Genomic DNA, 15631 nt, shown 5'->3' on the forward strand with positions numbered 1-15631 from the left:
CCGATCGGAGCTCCGTTCGGCGCTCGACCCGGGCCTCGTACCAGCTGGAGACCACGATGACTCGCACTCCCGTCAATGTGACCGTCACCGGTGCCGCCGGTCAGATCGGCTACGCCCTGCTCTTCCGCATCGCCTCCGGGCAGCTGCTCGGCGCCGACGTACCCGTGCACCTGCGCCTGCTGGAGATTCCGCAGGCCGTCAAGGCCGCCGAGGGCACCGCGATGGAGCTCGACGACGCCGCCTTCCCGCTGCTGGCGGGCATCGACGTCACCGACGACGCCAAGCGGGCGTTCGACGGGACCAACGTCGCCCTCCTGGTCGGCGCCCGCCCGCGTACGAAGGGCATGGAGCGCGGCGACCTCCTCGAGGCCAACGGCGGCATCTTCAAGCCGCAGGGCGAGGCGATCAACGCCGGCGCCGCCGACGACGTGCGGGTGCTCGTGGTCGGTAACCCGGCCAACACCAATGCGCTGATCGCCAAGTCGCACGCCCCGGACGTCCCGGCCGACCGCTTCACCGCGATGACCCGACTCGACCACAACCGCGCGATCGCGCAGCTGTCGAAGAAGGTCCAGGCGCCGGTCACGGACATCAAGAAGGTCGCCATCTGGGGCAACCACTCCGCGACGCAGTACCCCGACATCTTCCACGCCGAGGTCGCCGGCCGGAACGCCGCCGAGGTCGTGAACGACGAGTCCTGGCTGCGTGACACCTTCATCCCGACGGTCGCCAAGCGCGGCGCCGCCATCATCGAGGCGCGCGGTGCGTCCTCGGCGGCCTCGGCGGCCAGCGCGGCCATCGACCACGTCTACACCTGGGTGAACGGCACCCCCGAGGGTGACTGGACCTCCATGGCCGTGGTCTCCGACGGCTCGTACGGCGTGCCCGAGGGCCTGATCTCGTCCTTCCCGGTCGTGGCCAAGGACGGCAAGTGGGAGATCGTCCAGGGCCTGGAGATCGACGACTTCTCGCGCGAGCGCATCGACGCCTCGGTGCGCGAGCTGGAGGAGGAGCGCGACGCCGTCCGCAACCTCGGCCTGATCTGACCGCTCCCGCCCATCCCCGGTGATCCTCTCTGTAATCGAGTTGACACCTAGAGTTACTTCTGTGACTCTTTGCCGCCAGGAGGAACCTCATCAGGCCAAAGAGCCGGCCCAAAAGCTTGGTCGGTTCCGCGCAGGCCGTCTGTTCAGGGCTGACAGGCGGAGATAGGGGCTTGGAGGGAAGAACTCACCGCACCCAGCGGTCGCCCTTCGGTTCATTCCAACCCCCCAGCCGAGGAGGCGGTAAGCACCATGGGAGTCATCGAGGACATCCAGACCCGGGTCACGACCCTGGAGCGGCGCATGGACGACCATGACACCACGCACATCCGGATCGAGCGGCGAATCGACCAGCTCGTGGGCGATGTGTCCCAGCTCAAGGGCGACGTGTCCCAGCTCAAGGGCGACGTGTCGACGCTCAAGACCGACATGGAGCAGGTCAAGGTTCGCGTCGAGGTCATTCCGGAGCTGATGGCCGGGCAGGTCGAGCTGCGGGAGATGGTCGCGAAGCTGCTCGCGTGGTCCGAGGCGGGCGGCCGCTCCTGACGCGGTCTGCCGAACGGCGGTGAAGGCCGCCGGGTCCCTGAGCGGGATCCGGCGGCCTTCGACGTCAGTGCCCGCGAGCGGCCCGGAGCCGTCGCGCCGCGTCGATGATCATCCGGCGCGGGCCCACCGCAGTCGTGGGTCCGTGACCCTCCCGAGCGGTCAGACCGATCGGCGGGCGCGCCAGGTCAGGTAGGCGGCCGTCAGCAGCGGTCCGGCGATCGCGACGAGCAGGAGGGGGACCCCCAGCCAGCCGGGCAGGGCGGTGCCCGTGCACTGGCCGCCGTGCCGGTGGCCGCCCGCGTCGTCCACGTACACGCATTCCCGGGTCGGGGCGAAGACGACGAGTGCCGCGGCCACGGCCAGCCCGCCGGGCCAGATCAGCAGCCCGGCGGCCTTGTCGCGGAGCGTCCAGCGCGACGAGCCGAGGAGCATCACCGCCCCGATCAGCCAGCCGACCACCGGGAGCAGCACTCCTCCGACGAGGAGCAGGAACACCGTTATCGCCTCATACCGCCGCATGCCACCAAGGATGACGGTGCGGGCGATCTCAGTGTGTCAGGACACGCGGCGGGCGCCGACCGACGGGACGGCGTCGATGAAACGGGGCGCCTCCCAGCCGCGGTCGGCGTACGCCTCGGTGACGGCCGTGCGCACCTGTTCTTCGCGGTCCACCGGGGTCAGGGCGATCACCGAGCCGCCGAAGCCGCCGCCGACCATCCGGGCGCCGCGCGCGCCCGCGCGTACGGCCTCCTCGACGGCGACGTCGGCCTCCGGCCAGGAGACCTCGAACTGGTCGCGCAGCGACAGGTGCGAGGCGGTCAGCAGCGCGCCGACCTCGGCGACGGCGCCGGCCCGCAGCAGGCCCACCGCCGCCTGTACGCGGTGGTCGTCGGTGACGACGTGCTGGGTGCGGCGGCGCAGGACCGGGTCGTCGAGGACCCGCAGCGCGGCGGCGAGGTCCTCGACGTCGCGCAGCGCCGCGACGCCGAGCACCTGCGCGGCCTTCTCGCAGGCGGCGCGGCGGGCGGCGTACCCGCCGTCGACCAGCTCGTGCTCGGCGCGCGTGTCGATGACCAGGAGGGACAGGCCGGTGAGGTCGAGCGGGACCTGGGCGGACAGCCCGCTGCGGCAGTCGAGCAGGAGGGCGTGGCCTTCGGTGCACAGGAGCGAGGCGGACTGGTCCATGATGCCGCAGGGCATCCCGACGAAGTCGTTCTCGGCGCGCTGGGCGATGCGGGCCAGCTCCGGCCGGGGCACCTCGATCTCGTACAGGTCGCACAGGGCCAGCGCGACGGCGCACTCCAGCGCCGCCGACGACGACAGGCCGGCTCCCTGGGACAGGTCGGAGTCGATGAGCACGGACGCGCCGCCGACCTCGTGGCCGGCCTCGCGGAGCGCCCAGGCCACCCCTGCGGCGTAGGCGGCCCAGCCGCTGACCTGGCCCGGCTTCGCATCGGTGACGCGTACGGGGTCCGGGGACTGCAGGGAACGGAGTTCGAGGACGCCGTCGTCGCGGCGGGCCGCCGCGACCGAGACACCCTGGGCCAGAGCGAAGGGCAGCACGAAGCCGTCGTTGTAGTCGGTGTGCTCGCCGATGAGGTTGACGCGACCCGGGGCGCGCCAGACTCCTTCCGGATCACGCCCGAAGCAGTCGCGAAAATCCATGATCACCGTGCCTATCGTGTGGGCGCTGATCCTATCGGCAGCCCGTCGGGGAAGAGGCCCGCGGTCGCTCGTTCGAGGGCGATGCGGACGGCGCCGGTGGCGACCGCCTCGTCGCCCAGCGCGGACACCCTGACCTCGGGCGGAGGCGGGCACAGCGCGGCCAGCCGCTCGCGCAGCCCATCGACGATCAGGTCGCCGGCGCGGGACAGGCCGCCGCCCACGACGACGACGGCGGGATCGACGGCGAGGAGCAGGGCGGCGGTGCCGGTCGCCAGGTCGCCGGTGAACCCGCCGACGGCGGCCGTGGCCCGCGCGTCGCCGGACCGGGCGGCCGCGAAGACGGCGGCCAGGTCACGGCTGCCGGGACAGGCGGCCAGCAGGCGGTCCGGCGCGTCCTCCCAGCCCAGGACGCGCAGCAGGCCGAGCTCGCCGGCGCCGCCCCGGTGCCCGCGGTGGAGCCGGCCGCCGATGAGGACGCCCGCCGCGACGCGGTTGCCGGCGAGAACACAGACGGCGTCCTGTACGTCCTGGGCCGCCCCGCGCCAGTGCTCGGCGATGGTCGCGAGGTTGGCGTCGTTCTCCACGAGCATCGGCACGCCGGCCCGGGCGGCCCCGGCGGCGGGCGCCTCGGTCTCGGCGAGGGCTGGAGCCGGCATGCCCGCCGCCAGCGCGTGACCGAGGTCCAGGTCGGTCCAGTCGGGCAGCACGGTGCACAGGGTGACGACGCCGTCCCGGACGACGCCGGGGGTGCCGAGGCCGATGGCGCGCAGGCGGTCCGGCGCGATCCCGCCTTCGTCGAGGGCGCGGGCGAGGGTGGCGCGCGCGGCCTCGAGGCGTTCGGCGCGGCCGCACTCGGGTTCGACCACTCTGCGGCACACCTGCCGGACCTCGCCCTCGAGGTCGGCGAGGATGACGAGGACCTTGTGGACCCCGATGTCGATCCCGGCGACGAATCCCTCGTCGGCGCCGAAGCGGAAGCGCCGCGCGGGCCGCCCGGCGCCGCCGGGCTCGGGCGGCAGTTCGCGGACGATCCGTTCCCGCACGAAGCCCTCGACGACGTCCTCGACGGTCGGGCGGGAGAGCCCGGTCACCGCGCTGATCTCGGTGAGCGTGCGAGGGCCCTCGGCGTAGAGGGCCGCGAGCACGTCCGTGGAGTTGAGCCGCCGCAGCCGGGACGGGTCGCCGCCTCGTCTCACCATGACCCCCTTGACATCCGCCGCCCGTGCGACGGATCCTCTGCGATATTAAACAACCTTCTATTAATAACTCGGGAGTGTCGATGCCGGTGACCCTGGCCCTCGTCGGAGCGGGGATGCGCGGCTCGGACTACGGCCGCCGCGCGGTCCGCGACGGCCGTGCCCGCGTCGTGGCGGTGGCCGATCCCGTCGCCGAGCGTCGTGAGCGGGCCGCGGCCGAGCACGGGCTCGGGCCGGACCAGGTGTTCACCGACTGGCGTGAGCTGGCGGCGCTGCCCCGGCGGGCCGACGGCGTCATCGTCGCCACCCGGGACGGCGAGCACGTCGAGCCCGCCGTCGCCTTCGCCGAACGCGGCTACCACCTGCTGCTCGAGAAGCCGATGGCGCCCACCGAGGCCGGGTCGGCGGCGATCGCGGCGGCCGCCGAGCGCGCCGGGGTGATGCTCGCGGTGTGCCACGTGATGCGCTACTCCGCCTACACCCGCGTGTTGAAGGGACTGATCGACGCGGGGCGGATCGGCGCCGTCGCCGGCGTGCAGCACCTGGAGCCGATCGGCTGGTGGCACTTCGCCCACTCCTACGTGCGCGGCAACTGGCGGCGCGCGGACGAGTCCTCCCCGATGCTGCTGGCCAAGTGCTGCCACGACATCGACTGGCTGGCCCACATCATCGGCCGGCCCGCGGTGCGCGTGTCCTCCTTCGGCGCGCTCACCCACTTCCGGCCCGAGAACCGCCCCGAGGGCGCCGCCGACCGGTGCCTCGACTGCGCGGTCGAGCCGTCCTGCCCGTACTCCGCGACGCGCACCTACCTCGGCTTCGTCGGCGACCCGGCGCGGACGCACTGGCCGCTGAGCGCCCTGACCTTCGAGCCCTCGCCGGAAGGGGTGCGCGCGGCCCTGCGCGACGGGCCGTACGGCAGGTGCGTGTACGCGTGCGACAACGACGCCGTCGACCAGCAGGTCGTCACGATCGAGTACGAGGGCGGGGTGACCGCGTCGTTCACCGCGAGCGCCTTCACGCCCATGGGGTTCCGCAAGACGCGGATCTTCGGCTCGCACGGGTTCATCGAGGGTGACGGCGTCCGGCTCACGGTCGACGACTTCGTCTCCGGCGCCCGGGAGGTCATCGAGACCGACGAAGGGGAGGGGGTCTCGCTGGCCGGCGACCACGGCGGGGCGGACCAGGCCCTCGCCGAGGCGTTCGTGGCCGCGCTGGCCACCGGCGACCCGTCGCTGCTCCTCTCGGACGCCCGTACGTCCCTGGCGAGCCACCGGCTCGTGTGGGCGGCCGAACGGGCCCGGCACACCGGCACCGTCGTCTTTCTCCCGGACGGCGCGACCCCCGCCCCCTGACGCCCCAAGCACCCGACCCCACCCGCGGAGTGACCATGAAGCACCGTTTCCCGCGCCGGAGCCTCCTCGGCGCCGTCATGGCCCTCGGGCTGTGCGCCTGTGGATCCTCCGGATCCTCCGGGAGCTCCGGCGACTCGGCCGGCAGTGGACCCATCACCTGGGCGAGCTTCAAAGAGCCGACCGGCACGCTCCGGAAGGTCGTCGACGGCTGGAACGCCGCGCACCCGGACGCGAAGGTCACGCTCGTCGACCTGCCCGAGGCGGCCGACGCCCAGCGTCAGCAGCTCGTCCAGAACGCTCAGATCAAGTCGACGGCGTTCGACGTCGTCACGCTGGACGCCGTCTGGACCGCCGAGTTCGCCGCGAACCAGTGGGTCGAGCCGATCACCGGCCTGGACGCGAGCGGGTTCCTCACCCCGTCGCTGCGGACCGGGCAGTACCGGGGAAAGCTGTACGCCGCGCCGTGGCTCACCGGCGCCGGGCTGCTGTACTACCGGACCGACCTGTTGAAGAAGGCCGGCATCGCCGGGCCGCCGAAGACCTGGCAGGAGCTCACCGACGACTGCGCAAAGGTGCGGAAGTCGGTCGACATCGGGTGCTACGCCGGGCAGTACGACAAGTACGAAGGTCTCACCGTCAACGTCACCGAGGCGATCGACAGCGCGGGCGGGCACGTTTTGGACGCCTCCGGACGGCCGGCGTTGAACACGCCGGAGGCCCTCGCCGGGCTGCGGTTCCTGACCGACGGTCTGAAGAACGGCCTGATCCCCAAGGCCGCCCTGACCTACCAGGAGGAGAACGGCCGGCGGGCCTTCGAAGCCGGCGAGCTGCTGTTCCACCGCAACTGGGGCTACGTCTACGCCCTGGCCGGCAAGACCGACGGCTCCAGCAAGGTCGCGGGCAGGTTCGACGTGGCGCCGCTGCCCGGGCGCATCGGCCCGGGCATCTCCACCCTGGGCGGGAACAACGTCGCGATCTCCGCCTTCTCCAAGCACAAGAAGACGGCCCTGGACTTCATCCGGTACGTCACTGGCGCCGAGGCCGAGAAGACCTTCGGGCTGGGCAGCGCCTACCCGATGTCCCGCCTCGCGCTGTACTCCGACCCCGCGATGGTCAAGGCGCAGCCGTACCTGCCGACGCTGGCCACCTCCATCCAGAACGCCGTGCCGCGGCCCGAGGCCGTCCGCTACGGCGACGTCACGACCGCGATCCAGGAGGCGGCCTACGCGGCGCTGCGCGGACAGCAGAGCCCCGAACAGGCCCTGTCCGGCCTCCAGACCCAGCTCGGCCCGCTCACCGCCCACTGAGGCCCTCCCGGACGGGGCACGCCACGCCCGGAGGAAGGCGCCGCTCCGGCCGGAGCGGCGCCGCTTCGAGCGCGACGCGTGGCTCTGGCCGGGAGGCGCCGCTCCGGCCGGGACGGGCCGTCCCGGCCTACCGCCGCGCGAACGCCCAGGCGTCCGTGACCATCGCCCGCAGGTCGCGCTCGGGCTTCCAGCCGAGCCGGTCGGAGATCTTGGCGGAGGAGGCGATGAGCACGGCGGGGTCGCCGGCCCGCCGGGGGCTCTCCACCGCCGGGATCTCGTGCCCGGTGACCTCGCGGCACACGTCGATGACCTCGCGGACCGAGTAGCCCGAGCCGCTGCCCAGGTTGAAGATCTCGTGCTCGCCCGGCGCGCAGGCGTCGAGGGCCAGCAGGTGCGCCTCGGCCAGGTCGACGACGTGGATGTAGTCGCGGACGCAGGTGCCGTCCGCCGTCGGATAGTCGGTGCCGAAGACCGCGACCGACTCGCGCTCGCCGAGTGGCACCTTCAGCACGTTCGGGATGATGTGCGTCTCGACCGTGTGCCGCTCGCCGTACCGCCCGTACGCGCCCGCGACGTTGAAGTAGCGCAGGCTCACCCCGCCGAGGCCGTACATCCGGGCGTACTCCGCCAGCGTCGTGTCGATCGCCAGCTTCGACGCACCGTACGGGTTGGTCGGACGGGTCGGGTCGGTCTCGAGGATCGGCGTCCGCTCGGGCTCGCCGTACGTCGCGGCGGTGGAGGAGAACACAACGCGCGGCGTACCGTGGGTCCGCATCGCGTCGAGCAGGGCCAGCGACTCACCGAGGTTCTTGTCCCAGTAGAGGCCGGGTTTCTCCACCGACTCGCCGACGAGGGACTTGGCCGCGAAGTGCAGCACGCCGTCGAACCCGGCGGCCAGCGTCTCGTGGGCCGCCTCCCGGAGCGTGCCCCGGATGAGCCGCGCGCCGTCCGGCACGGCGTCGGCGTGGCCGGTCGAGCAGTCGTCCAGCACGACGACCTCGTGCCCGGCCTCCAGCAGCCGGGCCGACACGACGCTGCCGATGTATCCGGCGCCCCCGGTGACGAGAAGTTTCATTTGACCTCCAAGCTTTGCGGGTACGCTTTCAGCTCTAGTCTTTCCGAACAACCCACCTGGACATGGACGACCCACATAGTTACAGGCGTTTCTCATGAGAGAAACGCTGGTGAGCGCCGCGATCGTCCTCGCGCTCATTCTCGTCGAGGCGCTGTTCGTGGCCTCCGAAATCGCTCTCGTGTCGCTGCGCGACAGTCAGGTCCGCCGTATGGGCGAGCACGGTCGGCGCGGCACCGCGGTGGCACGGCTCGTCAGCGACCCCAACCGTTTCCTCGCGGTCGTGCAGATCGGCGTCACGCTGACCGCGCTGCTGTCATCCGCGTACGGCGCGATCACGCTGTCCGAGACCGCCAAGAAGGCCCTGATCCGAGAAGGCATGTCGGAGGGGCTCGCCGGGTTCATCGGCGTCGTCGGCGTGACCCTGATCATCTCGTACGTCACGCTCGTCATCGGCGAGCTCGCGCCCAAGCGGCTCGGCCTGCAGCGCGCCGAGGGCACCGCGATGATGGTGGCGCCGTTCCTCGACCGCATGGCGAAGGTGTCGCGGCCGGTGATCTGGCTGCTGTCGAGGTCGACCAACCTCGTCGTGCGGCTGCTCGGCGGCGACCCGGAGACCTCCCGTGAGGCCATCACGGCGGAGGAGATCCGTTCGCTGGTGGCCGGCACGACGGAGATCGCCCTGGACGAACGGAACCTGATCGAGGAGGTGTTCGACGCCGGGGAGCGCCAGCTGCGCGAGGTGCTGGTGCCCCGCACGGAGGTGGAGTTCCTCGACGCCGCGACGCCGCTGGCGAAGGCCGCGCGCACCACCACCGGCAGCCCGCACTCCCGGTATCCCGTCTACCGCGACTCCCACGACGACGTCATCGGGTTCGTGCACGTCCGCGACCTGCTCGATCCGCAGCTCGCGGGCCGGTCCACCCCGGTCGGCGAGCTGGTCCGGCCGGTCCTGTACCTGCCGGCGAGCAAGCGGGTGCTGGCCGCGCTGTCGGAGATGCGGCGCGAGGGTCACCACCTGGCGATCGTCGTCGACGAGTACGGCGGGACCGCGGGGATCGTCACCCTCGAGGACCTGGTCGAGGAGCTCGTCGGGGAGATCCGCGACGAGTACGACGTCGAGGACGCCCACGCCCGTCGCCTGCACGGCGGCGCGCTCGAGGTCGACGGCCTGCTCAACCTGGACGCGTTCGCCGACGAGACCGGCCTGGAGCTGCCCGAAGGGCCGTACGAGACGGTCGCGGGCTACCTGATGGCCGTTCTCGGACACCTGCCGCAGGTCGGGGAGAACGTCGAGGTGAACGGTCATCGCCTCACCGTCACCGAGGTGGACGGCCGCCGTGTGTCACGCGTCCGCCTCAGCCCGCCGCCGACCCCACCGGCGGACAACGAGGAAGCCTGAGAGAATCCAGCTATGCCCATCGAGTCCAGCCCGTCCGCCCCGCGTCCGCGGGTCCTGTCCGGCATCCAGCCGACCGCCGACTCCTTCCACCTCGGCAACTACCTCGGCGCGCTCCGGCAGTGGGTCGCCCTGCAGGACACCCACGACGCGTTCTACTGCATCGTCGACCTGCACGCGATCACAGTGGAGACCGACCCGGAGGTGCTGCGGCGGCGCACGCGGGTGGCGGCCGCGCAGCTGTTCGCGATCGGGCTGGACCCGGAGCGCAGCACGGTGTTCGTGCAGAGCCAGGTGCCCGAGCACGCGGAGCTGCAGTGGGTGCTGTCCTGCATCACCGGGTTCGGCGAGGCCGGCCGGATGACGCAGTTCAAGGACAAGTCCGCCAAGCAGGGCGCGTCGAGCACCTCGGTGGGCCTGTTCACGTACCCGATCCTGCAGGCCGCCGACATCCTGCTCTACCAGGCGGACCAGGTGCCGGTCGGGGAGGACCAGCGGCAGCACCTGGAGCTGACCCGCACGCTCGCGCAGCGGTTCAACCACCGGTTCGGGGAGACCTTCGTCGCCCCCGAGGCGTACATCCCGAAGGCCGCCGCGAAGATCACTGACCTGCAGGACCCGACGGCGAAGATGAGCAAGTCCTCCTCCTCGCCGCAGGGCATCGTCGACCTGCTGGACGAGCCGGGCCCGCTGCGCAAGAAGGTCATGCGTGCGGTCACCGACACGGGTACCGAGATCAAGGCCGACGAGGAGAACAAGCCGGGCATCACCAACCTCCTGCGGATCCACTCCGCGCTGTCCGGCACCTCCATCGAGGACCTCGAGCGGCACTTCGAAGGCCAGGGGTACGGCGCGCTGAAGAAGGAGCTCGCCCAGATCCTCCTGGACACCTTCGTGCCGATCCGGGAGCGCACCGGCAAGCTGCTCGCCGACGAGGCGCAACTGGACCGGATGCTCGCGGTCGGCGGCGACCGCGCCCGCGAGGTGGCCCGCGAGACGATGGAGACGGTCCGCGACCGGGTGGGGTTCCTGGGCCGTGCCTGAGGCCGAGGAGCGCACGATCGGGGTGGCCGTCGCCATCCCCGATCCGTACGGTCCCGAGCTGCAGAGCCGCCGCGCCGCGCTGGGCGATCCGCTCGCCACGTCGATCCCCGCCCACATCACCCTCGTACCGCCGACGCGGGTGCCGGTCCCGGCGCTCGACGACATCGACCGGCACCTGCGCGGCGTCGCCCTGGGCGAACGCCCGTTCCACATCCACCTGCGGGGGACCGGCACGTTCCGGCCGGTGTCGCCGGTCGTGTTCGTCGCGCTCGCCGAGGGCATCGGCGACTGCGAGCGCCTCGAGTACGAGATCCGCCGCGGTCCGCTCGCCGTCGAGCGCCCGTTCCCGTACCACCCGCACGTCACCGTCGCCCACCACCTCCCGGACGACCTGCTCGACCAGGCGTTCAAGGAGCTCGCCGGGTACGAGGCGGAGTTCCCCGTGGACGGCTTCTGGCTGTACGAGCACGGACTGGACGGCGTGTGGCGGCCACGGTGGCACTTCCCGTTCGGCGCCCACGCATACCGTTCATGATTGCTCACTCCGGGTGAATCTTCTCGCCGCACCGGGGTAATGCCCCCACCATGGCGCCGGTGATCAGCGGGGTGCAGCGCGGGGTCTCCTCCGTGGAGGAGCATGTCAAGGGGTTCCTGCGCGCGCTCCGGGCGCGCTGGCGGTGGTTCGACCACCTGGGCCGGGCCTACGAGCGCTACCAGCGGTACCGCGGCGACCGGATGGCCGCGGCCCTGACCTTTTACGGGTTCCTGTCGTTCTTCCCGCTGGTCGCCCTGGCCTTCGCCGTGATGGGGTACGTCGTCGCGATCAGCCCCGGCGCCCGCGAGTACGTCACCAAGGCGATCTTCGAACTGCTGCCCGGTCTCGCCGACAAGCTGCCCGTCCAGCAGATCGCCGCCGCAAAGGCGGGGGCCAGCGTGTTCGCACTGCTCGGCCTGTCGTGGAGCGGCCTGGGCTGGATCGGCGTCTGGCGCGAGTCCCTGCGCACCATGTGGAAGGGCGACCCCGAGCACGACGCCAACCCGGTGATCAAGAAGCTGTCGGATCTGGCCGTCCTGGTGGTCCTGGGCCTGACGCTGCTCGCCTCCGTCGCGCTGTCGAGTCTGGCCACCTCGGCCACCCACGCCGTCCTCCACTGGACCGGGCTGTCCGACGTGCCGGGCGCCGGCACCGTCCTGCGGCTGGTGGCGATCGGCGTCGCCATCGCGGCGAACACCTTCCTCTTCCTGGTGCTGTTCGCCCGTCTCTCCGGCACCCGCGCGTCCTGGCGGCGGCTGCTGCGGGGCTGTGTGTTCGGGGCCGTGGGCTTCGAGGGGCTGAAGCTGCTCGGCACCTACCTCATCGGGCACGTCATGCGCAATCCGTTGTACGCGTCGTTCGCCGTGATCGTCGGACTGCTCATCTGGATCAACGTCGTATCGCGCTTCATCCTGTTCACCGCGGCCTGGACCGCCACGCGCCGGGTGGTGCTCAACGTGGACGAGGAACCACCGGCCCGGGCCGAAGGGGCCTAGCGCGCCGTACGCCTGCCCCGTTGGTCGGTATGTCACTCCTCGATGACGGCGGGCCGATCTTCGCCCAGATCGCCGCCGAGCTGGCGAACCAGATCGCCGACGGCACCGTGGGCGAGGGCGAACTAGTCCCGTCCAGCAACGAACTCGCGGCGTTCTATCGGGTCAACCCGGCCACGGCGGCGCGCAGCCTCACCACGCTCTCGGACGAGGGCCTGGTGGAGAAGCGGCGGGGCGTCGGCATGTTCGTCGCGAAGGGCGCGCGGGACCGGCTGGTGCGCGCCCGGCGGCGCCGCTTCGCCGACCACTACGTACGGCCGCTGGTGGTCGAGGCGGCACGGCTCGGGATCGGGCTGGACGAGCTGCTCGGGCTGGTCCGCGAGGAGCTGGCCTCCGCCGAGGTGACGACGGGAGAACGGGCATGACGCCGGCGATCTCGGTCGCCGGGGTCACGCGCCACTACCGCGGCCACCAGGCGCTGACCGATGTCACCTTCGAGATCGACACGCCGTGCATCGCCGGACTGCTGGGCCGCAACGGCGCCGGGAAGACCACGCTGCTGCGCATCCTGGCCGGCCAGGAGTTCACCACCTCCGGGCGCGTGCACGTGTTCGGGGCCGGGCCGCTGGAGAACGACGCGGTGCTGCGCCGGATGATCCTCGTACGGGAGGACCAGACGTACCCCGACCTGCGGGTCCGGCACGCGATCAGGGCGGCCTCGCTGCTGTACCCGAACTGGGACGCCGAGCTGGCCGGCACGCTGCTGGACGCGTACGAGCTGCCGCCGGCCCGGCCGATCAAGAAGCTGTCGCGCGGCATGCGGACCGCCCTCGGCATCATCATCGGGCTGGCCGCCCGCGCCGAGCTCACCCTGTTCGACGAGCCGTACGCGGGCCTGGACGCGGTCGCCCGCACCTTCTTCTACGACCAGCTGCTGGCCGACTACACCGCCCACCCGCGGTGCATCGTGCTCTCGACCCACCTCATCGACGAGGCCGCCGAGCTCCTCGACCGCGTCCTGGTCATCGACCACGGCCGGCTGGTCCTCGACGCGTTCACCGACGACCTGCGCGGCGCCGCCACGGTCGTCACCGGCCCGGCCGGCGGCGTGGAGCGGTTCGTCGCCGGCCGCACGACGCTGAACCGGCGCACGATGGGCACGCAGACCACTGCGGTGATGATCGGTCGGCTCGACGAGCGCGATCGCGAACTCGCCGACCATCTGCGCCTGCGCCTGGAGGGGGTCACCCTTCAGCAGCTCGCGGTCTACGCGGCCGAGCACCATGACCAGTCCGGCCGCACGGCAGCGAGGGCATCCTGATGCGCCACACCCCGATCGTCACCGTCGTCCGCTACCTGCTCCTCGACCGCGTCACCTACCTCGTACTGCCCTGGGTGTGGGCGGCCTTCGGCTTCATCCTCGACGTGGTGATCCTGCGACTCACCCTGGCCGGCCACACCGACCACCGCTGGGTCGGCGGCCTGGCCGCGGCCTTCCTCGTCGTGCTCATCGTGGGCGCGCAGTCCGTCGCCCGCGCCCTGCCGTTCGCCCTCACCCTCGGGGTCAGCCGCCGCGCCTACTTCCTCGGCGTCACCGCACTGGCCCTCGCCCTGGCCGTGTGCTTCGGGCTCGTGGTCGCGGTCGGCCAGATCCTCGAACGCGCGACCGGCGGATGGGGCCTGCACATGGCCTACTTCCGCGTCCCCTACCTCCTCGACGGCCCCTGGTACCTGTCGTGGCTCACCGTGACGACGACCTTCGTCCTCTTGTTCGTCTACGGGATGTGGTACGGCCTGGTCCACCGCCGCGCCGGGCTGCCCGGCACCATGATCTTCGGCGCGGCGCAACTCGGCGTGCTGGCCCTCGCCGCGATCATCGCGACGTGGGCGCACGGCTGGGCGGACATCGGCCGTTTCCTCACCACCATCACCGCCACCGGTGTCACCGGCGTCCTCGCCGCCGCCGTCGCCGTCATGCTCGCCGGCGGCTTCGCCACCATCCGCCGCCTGCCCATCTGAGACCGAGTCGCGCCCCGGCGGAAGGGCCCTACTCCTCGTCGGCCTGCTCGGCCTCCACGCGCCGTACCGGGTTCGGCGCGGTCTCCCGGGCGGACGGTTCCGCCGGGCCGGAGGACAGCGGGGCGCCCGCGACCTTCACGTCGCCGCGGTGCGGCGACTCGGACCCGGACCCGGACTCGGGACCGGTCCGCGTCGCCTCGTCGCGGGTCTCGGACGCGGCGCCGGACGGCGGTCGCTCCGGGCCGAAGGTGCGGACGTGACCGCCGGCGGGCGGCGGGGCCGCCTCGGCGAGCGCCGCCCGCCGGCGCCGGCGCAGGCCGAACAGGAGTCCGGCGATGATCGCCAGCAGGGCCAGGCCGCCACCGCCGGCGGCGCCCAGCTTGCGCCAGTCGGGGCCGTCGGCCGGGGAGAGACGCACCGTGTTCGGCCGCTTCGTCGCCGCCGCCGGGGGCTTCTTCGGCTGCGGCGGCGGGATCGGGTCGACGAGCGTCCCGGCGGAGCCCGCCTTCGCGCGCTCCTCGAAGCCCCAGTCGAGCAGGGCGCGCGCGTCGTCCCAGAAGTCGGACTGGGCGTGCATCAGCGAGATGATGATCGTGTGGCCGTCGCGGGTGGCCGCGCCGACGAAGCTGCCGAGCGCGTGGCTGGTCCAGCCGTTCTTCCCGCCGATCATGCCGCGGTAGGGCCTGCTGCCGATCAGCAGGTGGTCGTGCGTGCCGATCTCGTAGCCGCCGGTCTTCTTGCCCTTCTCCCGCTCCTTCTTGTCCGGCGGGGCCGGCCAGTGGTACAGCGTCGCGCCGACGTACTTGCGGAAGTCGGGCAGCGTCAGGCCCTGTTTCATGATCAGCGCGAGGTCGTACGCGGAGCTGTGCTGCTGGGCGAGCGTGAGCGGCGGGTCGTCGTCGAGGCCGTTGGGCGTACGCGCGACCGTGTCCAGGGCCTGGATGCGGTGGGCCTCGGCGTTCATCTGCTCGAGGGACGGCGCGAGCCCGCCGTTCGCCTCGCACAGGGCGATGGCGGTGTCGTTGCCCGACTGCATCAGCAGGCCGTGGAACAGGTCGCGCACCGTGTAGGTCCACTTGGTGTCCATGCCGACCGCCGACCCGGACGCGTTCACCGCGTTCTGTGACGGCTTCATCTTCTGGGCCGGGTTCAGGCGCGGGATGAGCGTGATCGCGGTCAGGGTCTTCAGCGTGCTGGCGGGCCGGTACTCGCCGTGCGGGTCCTTCGCCGCCAGGATGCGCCCGGTCTCCAGGTCGGCGATGACGTACGACGACGCCTGGATGTGCGGCGGGGCGGACACCCCGGCGGAGTGGTCCCAGATGTAGCCATGCTTGCTCAGCTCGGGCCCGCCGACGACCGTGTCGGCGTGGGCCGGAACGGCGTACAGCGGCGCGACAACCCCAGAAACGGCGACGAAGGCGATCAACGTTCGCATGGCTGCCCAACGTGGAGAGGACGGGT

Annotated in this window: 16 protein-coding genes; 11 read left to right on the forward strand and 5 right to left on the reverse strand. The window is 72.0% G+C overall.

Going from position 1 to position 15631, the window contains the following annotated elements; all coding sequences use genetic code 11:
• Positions 1–56 precede the first annotated feature (56 nt).
• Together AB0L00_RS02625 and AB0L00_RS02630 are read left to right on the forward strand one after the other, a co-directional pair.
• Positions 57–1046: a malate dehydrogenase gene (locus AB0L00_RS02625; RefSeq protein WP_364427327.1), complete on the forward strand. Its 990-nt coding sequence runs from the start codon at positions 57–59 to the stop codon at positions 1044–1046.
• A gap of 249 nt (positions 1047–1295) precedes the next feature.
• Positions 1296–1589, forward strand: coding sequence for a YbgF trimerization domain-containing protein (locus tag AB0L00_RS02630; protein ID WP_364427330.1), 294 nt, complete (start codon positions 1296–1298; stop codon positions 1587–1589).
• A 159-nt stretch (positions 1590–1748) separates the two neighbouring features.
• Here AB0L00_RS02630 and AB0L00_RS02635 read toward each other — a convergent pair whose 3' ends face one another.
• The 3 genes from AB0L00_RS02635 to AB0L00_RS02645 are packed head-to-tail and all read right to left on the reverse strand — an operon-like array spanning position 1749 to position 4453.
• Positions 1749–2108, reverse strand: a complete 360-nt coding sequence (locus AB0L00_RS02635) for a hypothetical protein (RefSeq protein WP_364427332.1) — start codon at positions 2106–2108, stop codon at positions 1749–1751.
• Between the two features lie 36 nt (positions 2109–2144).
• Positions 2145–3254, reverse strand: coding sequence for a galactokinase (galK, locus tag AB0L00_RS02640; RefSeq protein WP_364428964.1), 1110 nt, complete (start codon positions 3252–3254; stop codon positions 2145–2147).
• 11 nt (positions 3255–3265) lie between these two features.
• Complete coding sequence (locus AB0L00_RS02645) at positions 3266–4453, reverse strand: ROK family transcriptional regulator (RefSeq protein ID WP_364427334.1); 1188 nt, start codon at positions 4451–4453, stop codon at positions 3266–3268.
• 80 nt (positions 4454–4533) lie between these two features.
• Between AB0L00_RS02645 and AB0L00_RS02650 the strand changes: the two genes are divergently transcribed.
• Entirely contained in the window at positions 4534–5802 is a 1269-nt protein-coding gene (locus AB0L00_RS02650; protein ID WP_364427336.1) for a Gfo/Idh/MocA family oxidoreductase, read from the forward strand.
• A 35-nt stretch (positions 5803–5837) separates the two neighbouring features.
• The gene (locus AB0L00_RS02655) at positions 5838–7109 is read left to right on the forward strand and encodes an ABC transporter substrate-binding protein (protein WP_364427339.1); all 1272 of its coding nucleotides are present in this window, start codon (positions 5838–5840) and stop codon (positions 7107–7109) included.
• Positions 7110–7236: 127 nt separating this feature from the next.
• Here AB0L00_RS02655 and galE read toward each other — a convergent pair whose 3' ends face one another.
• Entirely contained in the window at positions 7237–8184 is a 948-nt protein-coding gene (gene galE / locus AB0L00_RS02660) for a UDP-glucose 4-epimerase GalE (RefSeq protein WP_364427341.1), read from the reverse strand.
• A gap of 94 nt (positions 8185–8278) precedes the next feature.
• Between galE and AB0L00_RS02665 the strand changes: the two genes are divergently transcribed.
• From AB0L00_RS02665 to AB0L00_RS02695, 7 genes are read left to right on the forward strand one after another with little or no spacing between them, the layout of a single operon-like run.
• Positions 8279–9583 carry a hemolysin family protein gene (locus tag AB0L00_RS02665; RefSeq protein WP_364427343.1) on the forward strand — a complete coding sequence of 435 codons (1305 nt, stop codon included), beginning with the start codon at positions 8279–8281 and terminating at the stop codon, positions 9581–9583.
• A gap of 12 nt (positions 9584–9595) precedes the next feature.
• Complete coding sequence (gene trpS / locus AB0L00_RS02670; RefSeq protein WP_364427346.1) at positions 9596–10624, forward strand: tryptophan--tRNA ligase; 1029 nt, start codon at positions 9596–9598, stop codon at positions 10622–10624.
• Positions 10617–11159 carry a 2'-5' RNA ligase family protein gene (locus tag AB0L00_RS02675; RefSeq protein ID WP_364427348.1) on the forward strand — a complete coding sequence of 181 codons (543 nt, stop codon included), beginning with the start codon at positions 10617–10619 and terminating at the stop codon, positions 11157–11159. Before trpS ends, AB0L00_RS02675 begins: the two co-directional genes overlap by 8 nt.
• A 59-nt stretch (positions 11160–11218) precedes the next feature.
• On the forward strand, positions 11219–12154 hold the full coding sequence (locus AB0L00_RS02680) for a YhjD/YihY/BrkB family envelope integrity protein (RefSeq protein WP_364427351.1): 936 nt from the start codon (positions 11219–11221) through the stop codon (positions 12152–12154).
• A 29-nt stretch (positions 12155–12183) separates the two neighbouring features.
• A complete protein-coding gene (locus tag AB0L00_RS02685) occupies positions 12184–12576 on the forward strand; it encodes a GntR family transcriptional regulator (protein WP_364427354.1) in 393 nt (130 codons plus the stop codon).
• The gene (locus AB0L00_RS02690; protein ID WP_364427357.1) at positions 12573–13472 is read left to right on the forward strand and encodes an ABC transporter ATP-binding protein; all 900 of its coding nucleotides are present in this window, start codon (positions 12573–12575) and stop codon (positions 13470–13472) included. Before AB0L00_RS02685 ends, AB0L00_RS02690 begins: the two co-directional genes overlap by 4 nt.
• Entirely contained in the window at positions 13472–14170 is a 699-nt protein-coding gene (locus tag AB0L00_RS02695) for a hypothetical protein (protein ID WP_364427359.1), read from the forward strand. Before AB0L00_RS02690 ends, AB0L00_RS02695 begins: the two co-directional genes overlap by 1 nt.
• A gap of 28 nt (positions 14171–14198) precedes the next feature.
• Here AB0L00_RS02695 and AB0L00_RS02700 read toward each other — a convergent pair whose 3' ends face one another.
• Positions 14199–15605, reverse strand: a complete 1407-nt coding sequence (locus AB0L00_RS02700; RefSeq protein WP_364427362.1) for a D-alanyl-D-alanine carboxypeptidase — start codon at positions 15603–15605, stop codon at positions 14199–14201.
• Between the last annotated feature and the right edge of the window lie 26 nt (positions 15606–15631).

It is taken from the genome of Actinoallomurus sp. NPDC052308 (genome assembly GCF_040679195.1).
GTDB classification, from domain to species: domain Bacteria; phylum Actinomycetota; class Actinomycetes; order Streptosporangiales; family Streptosporangiaceae; genus Actinoallomurus; species Actinoallomurus liliacearum.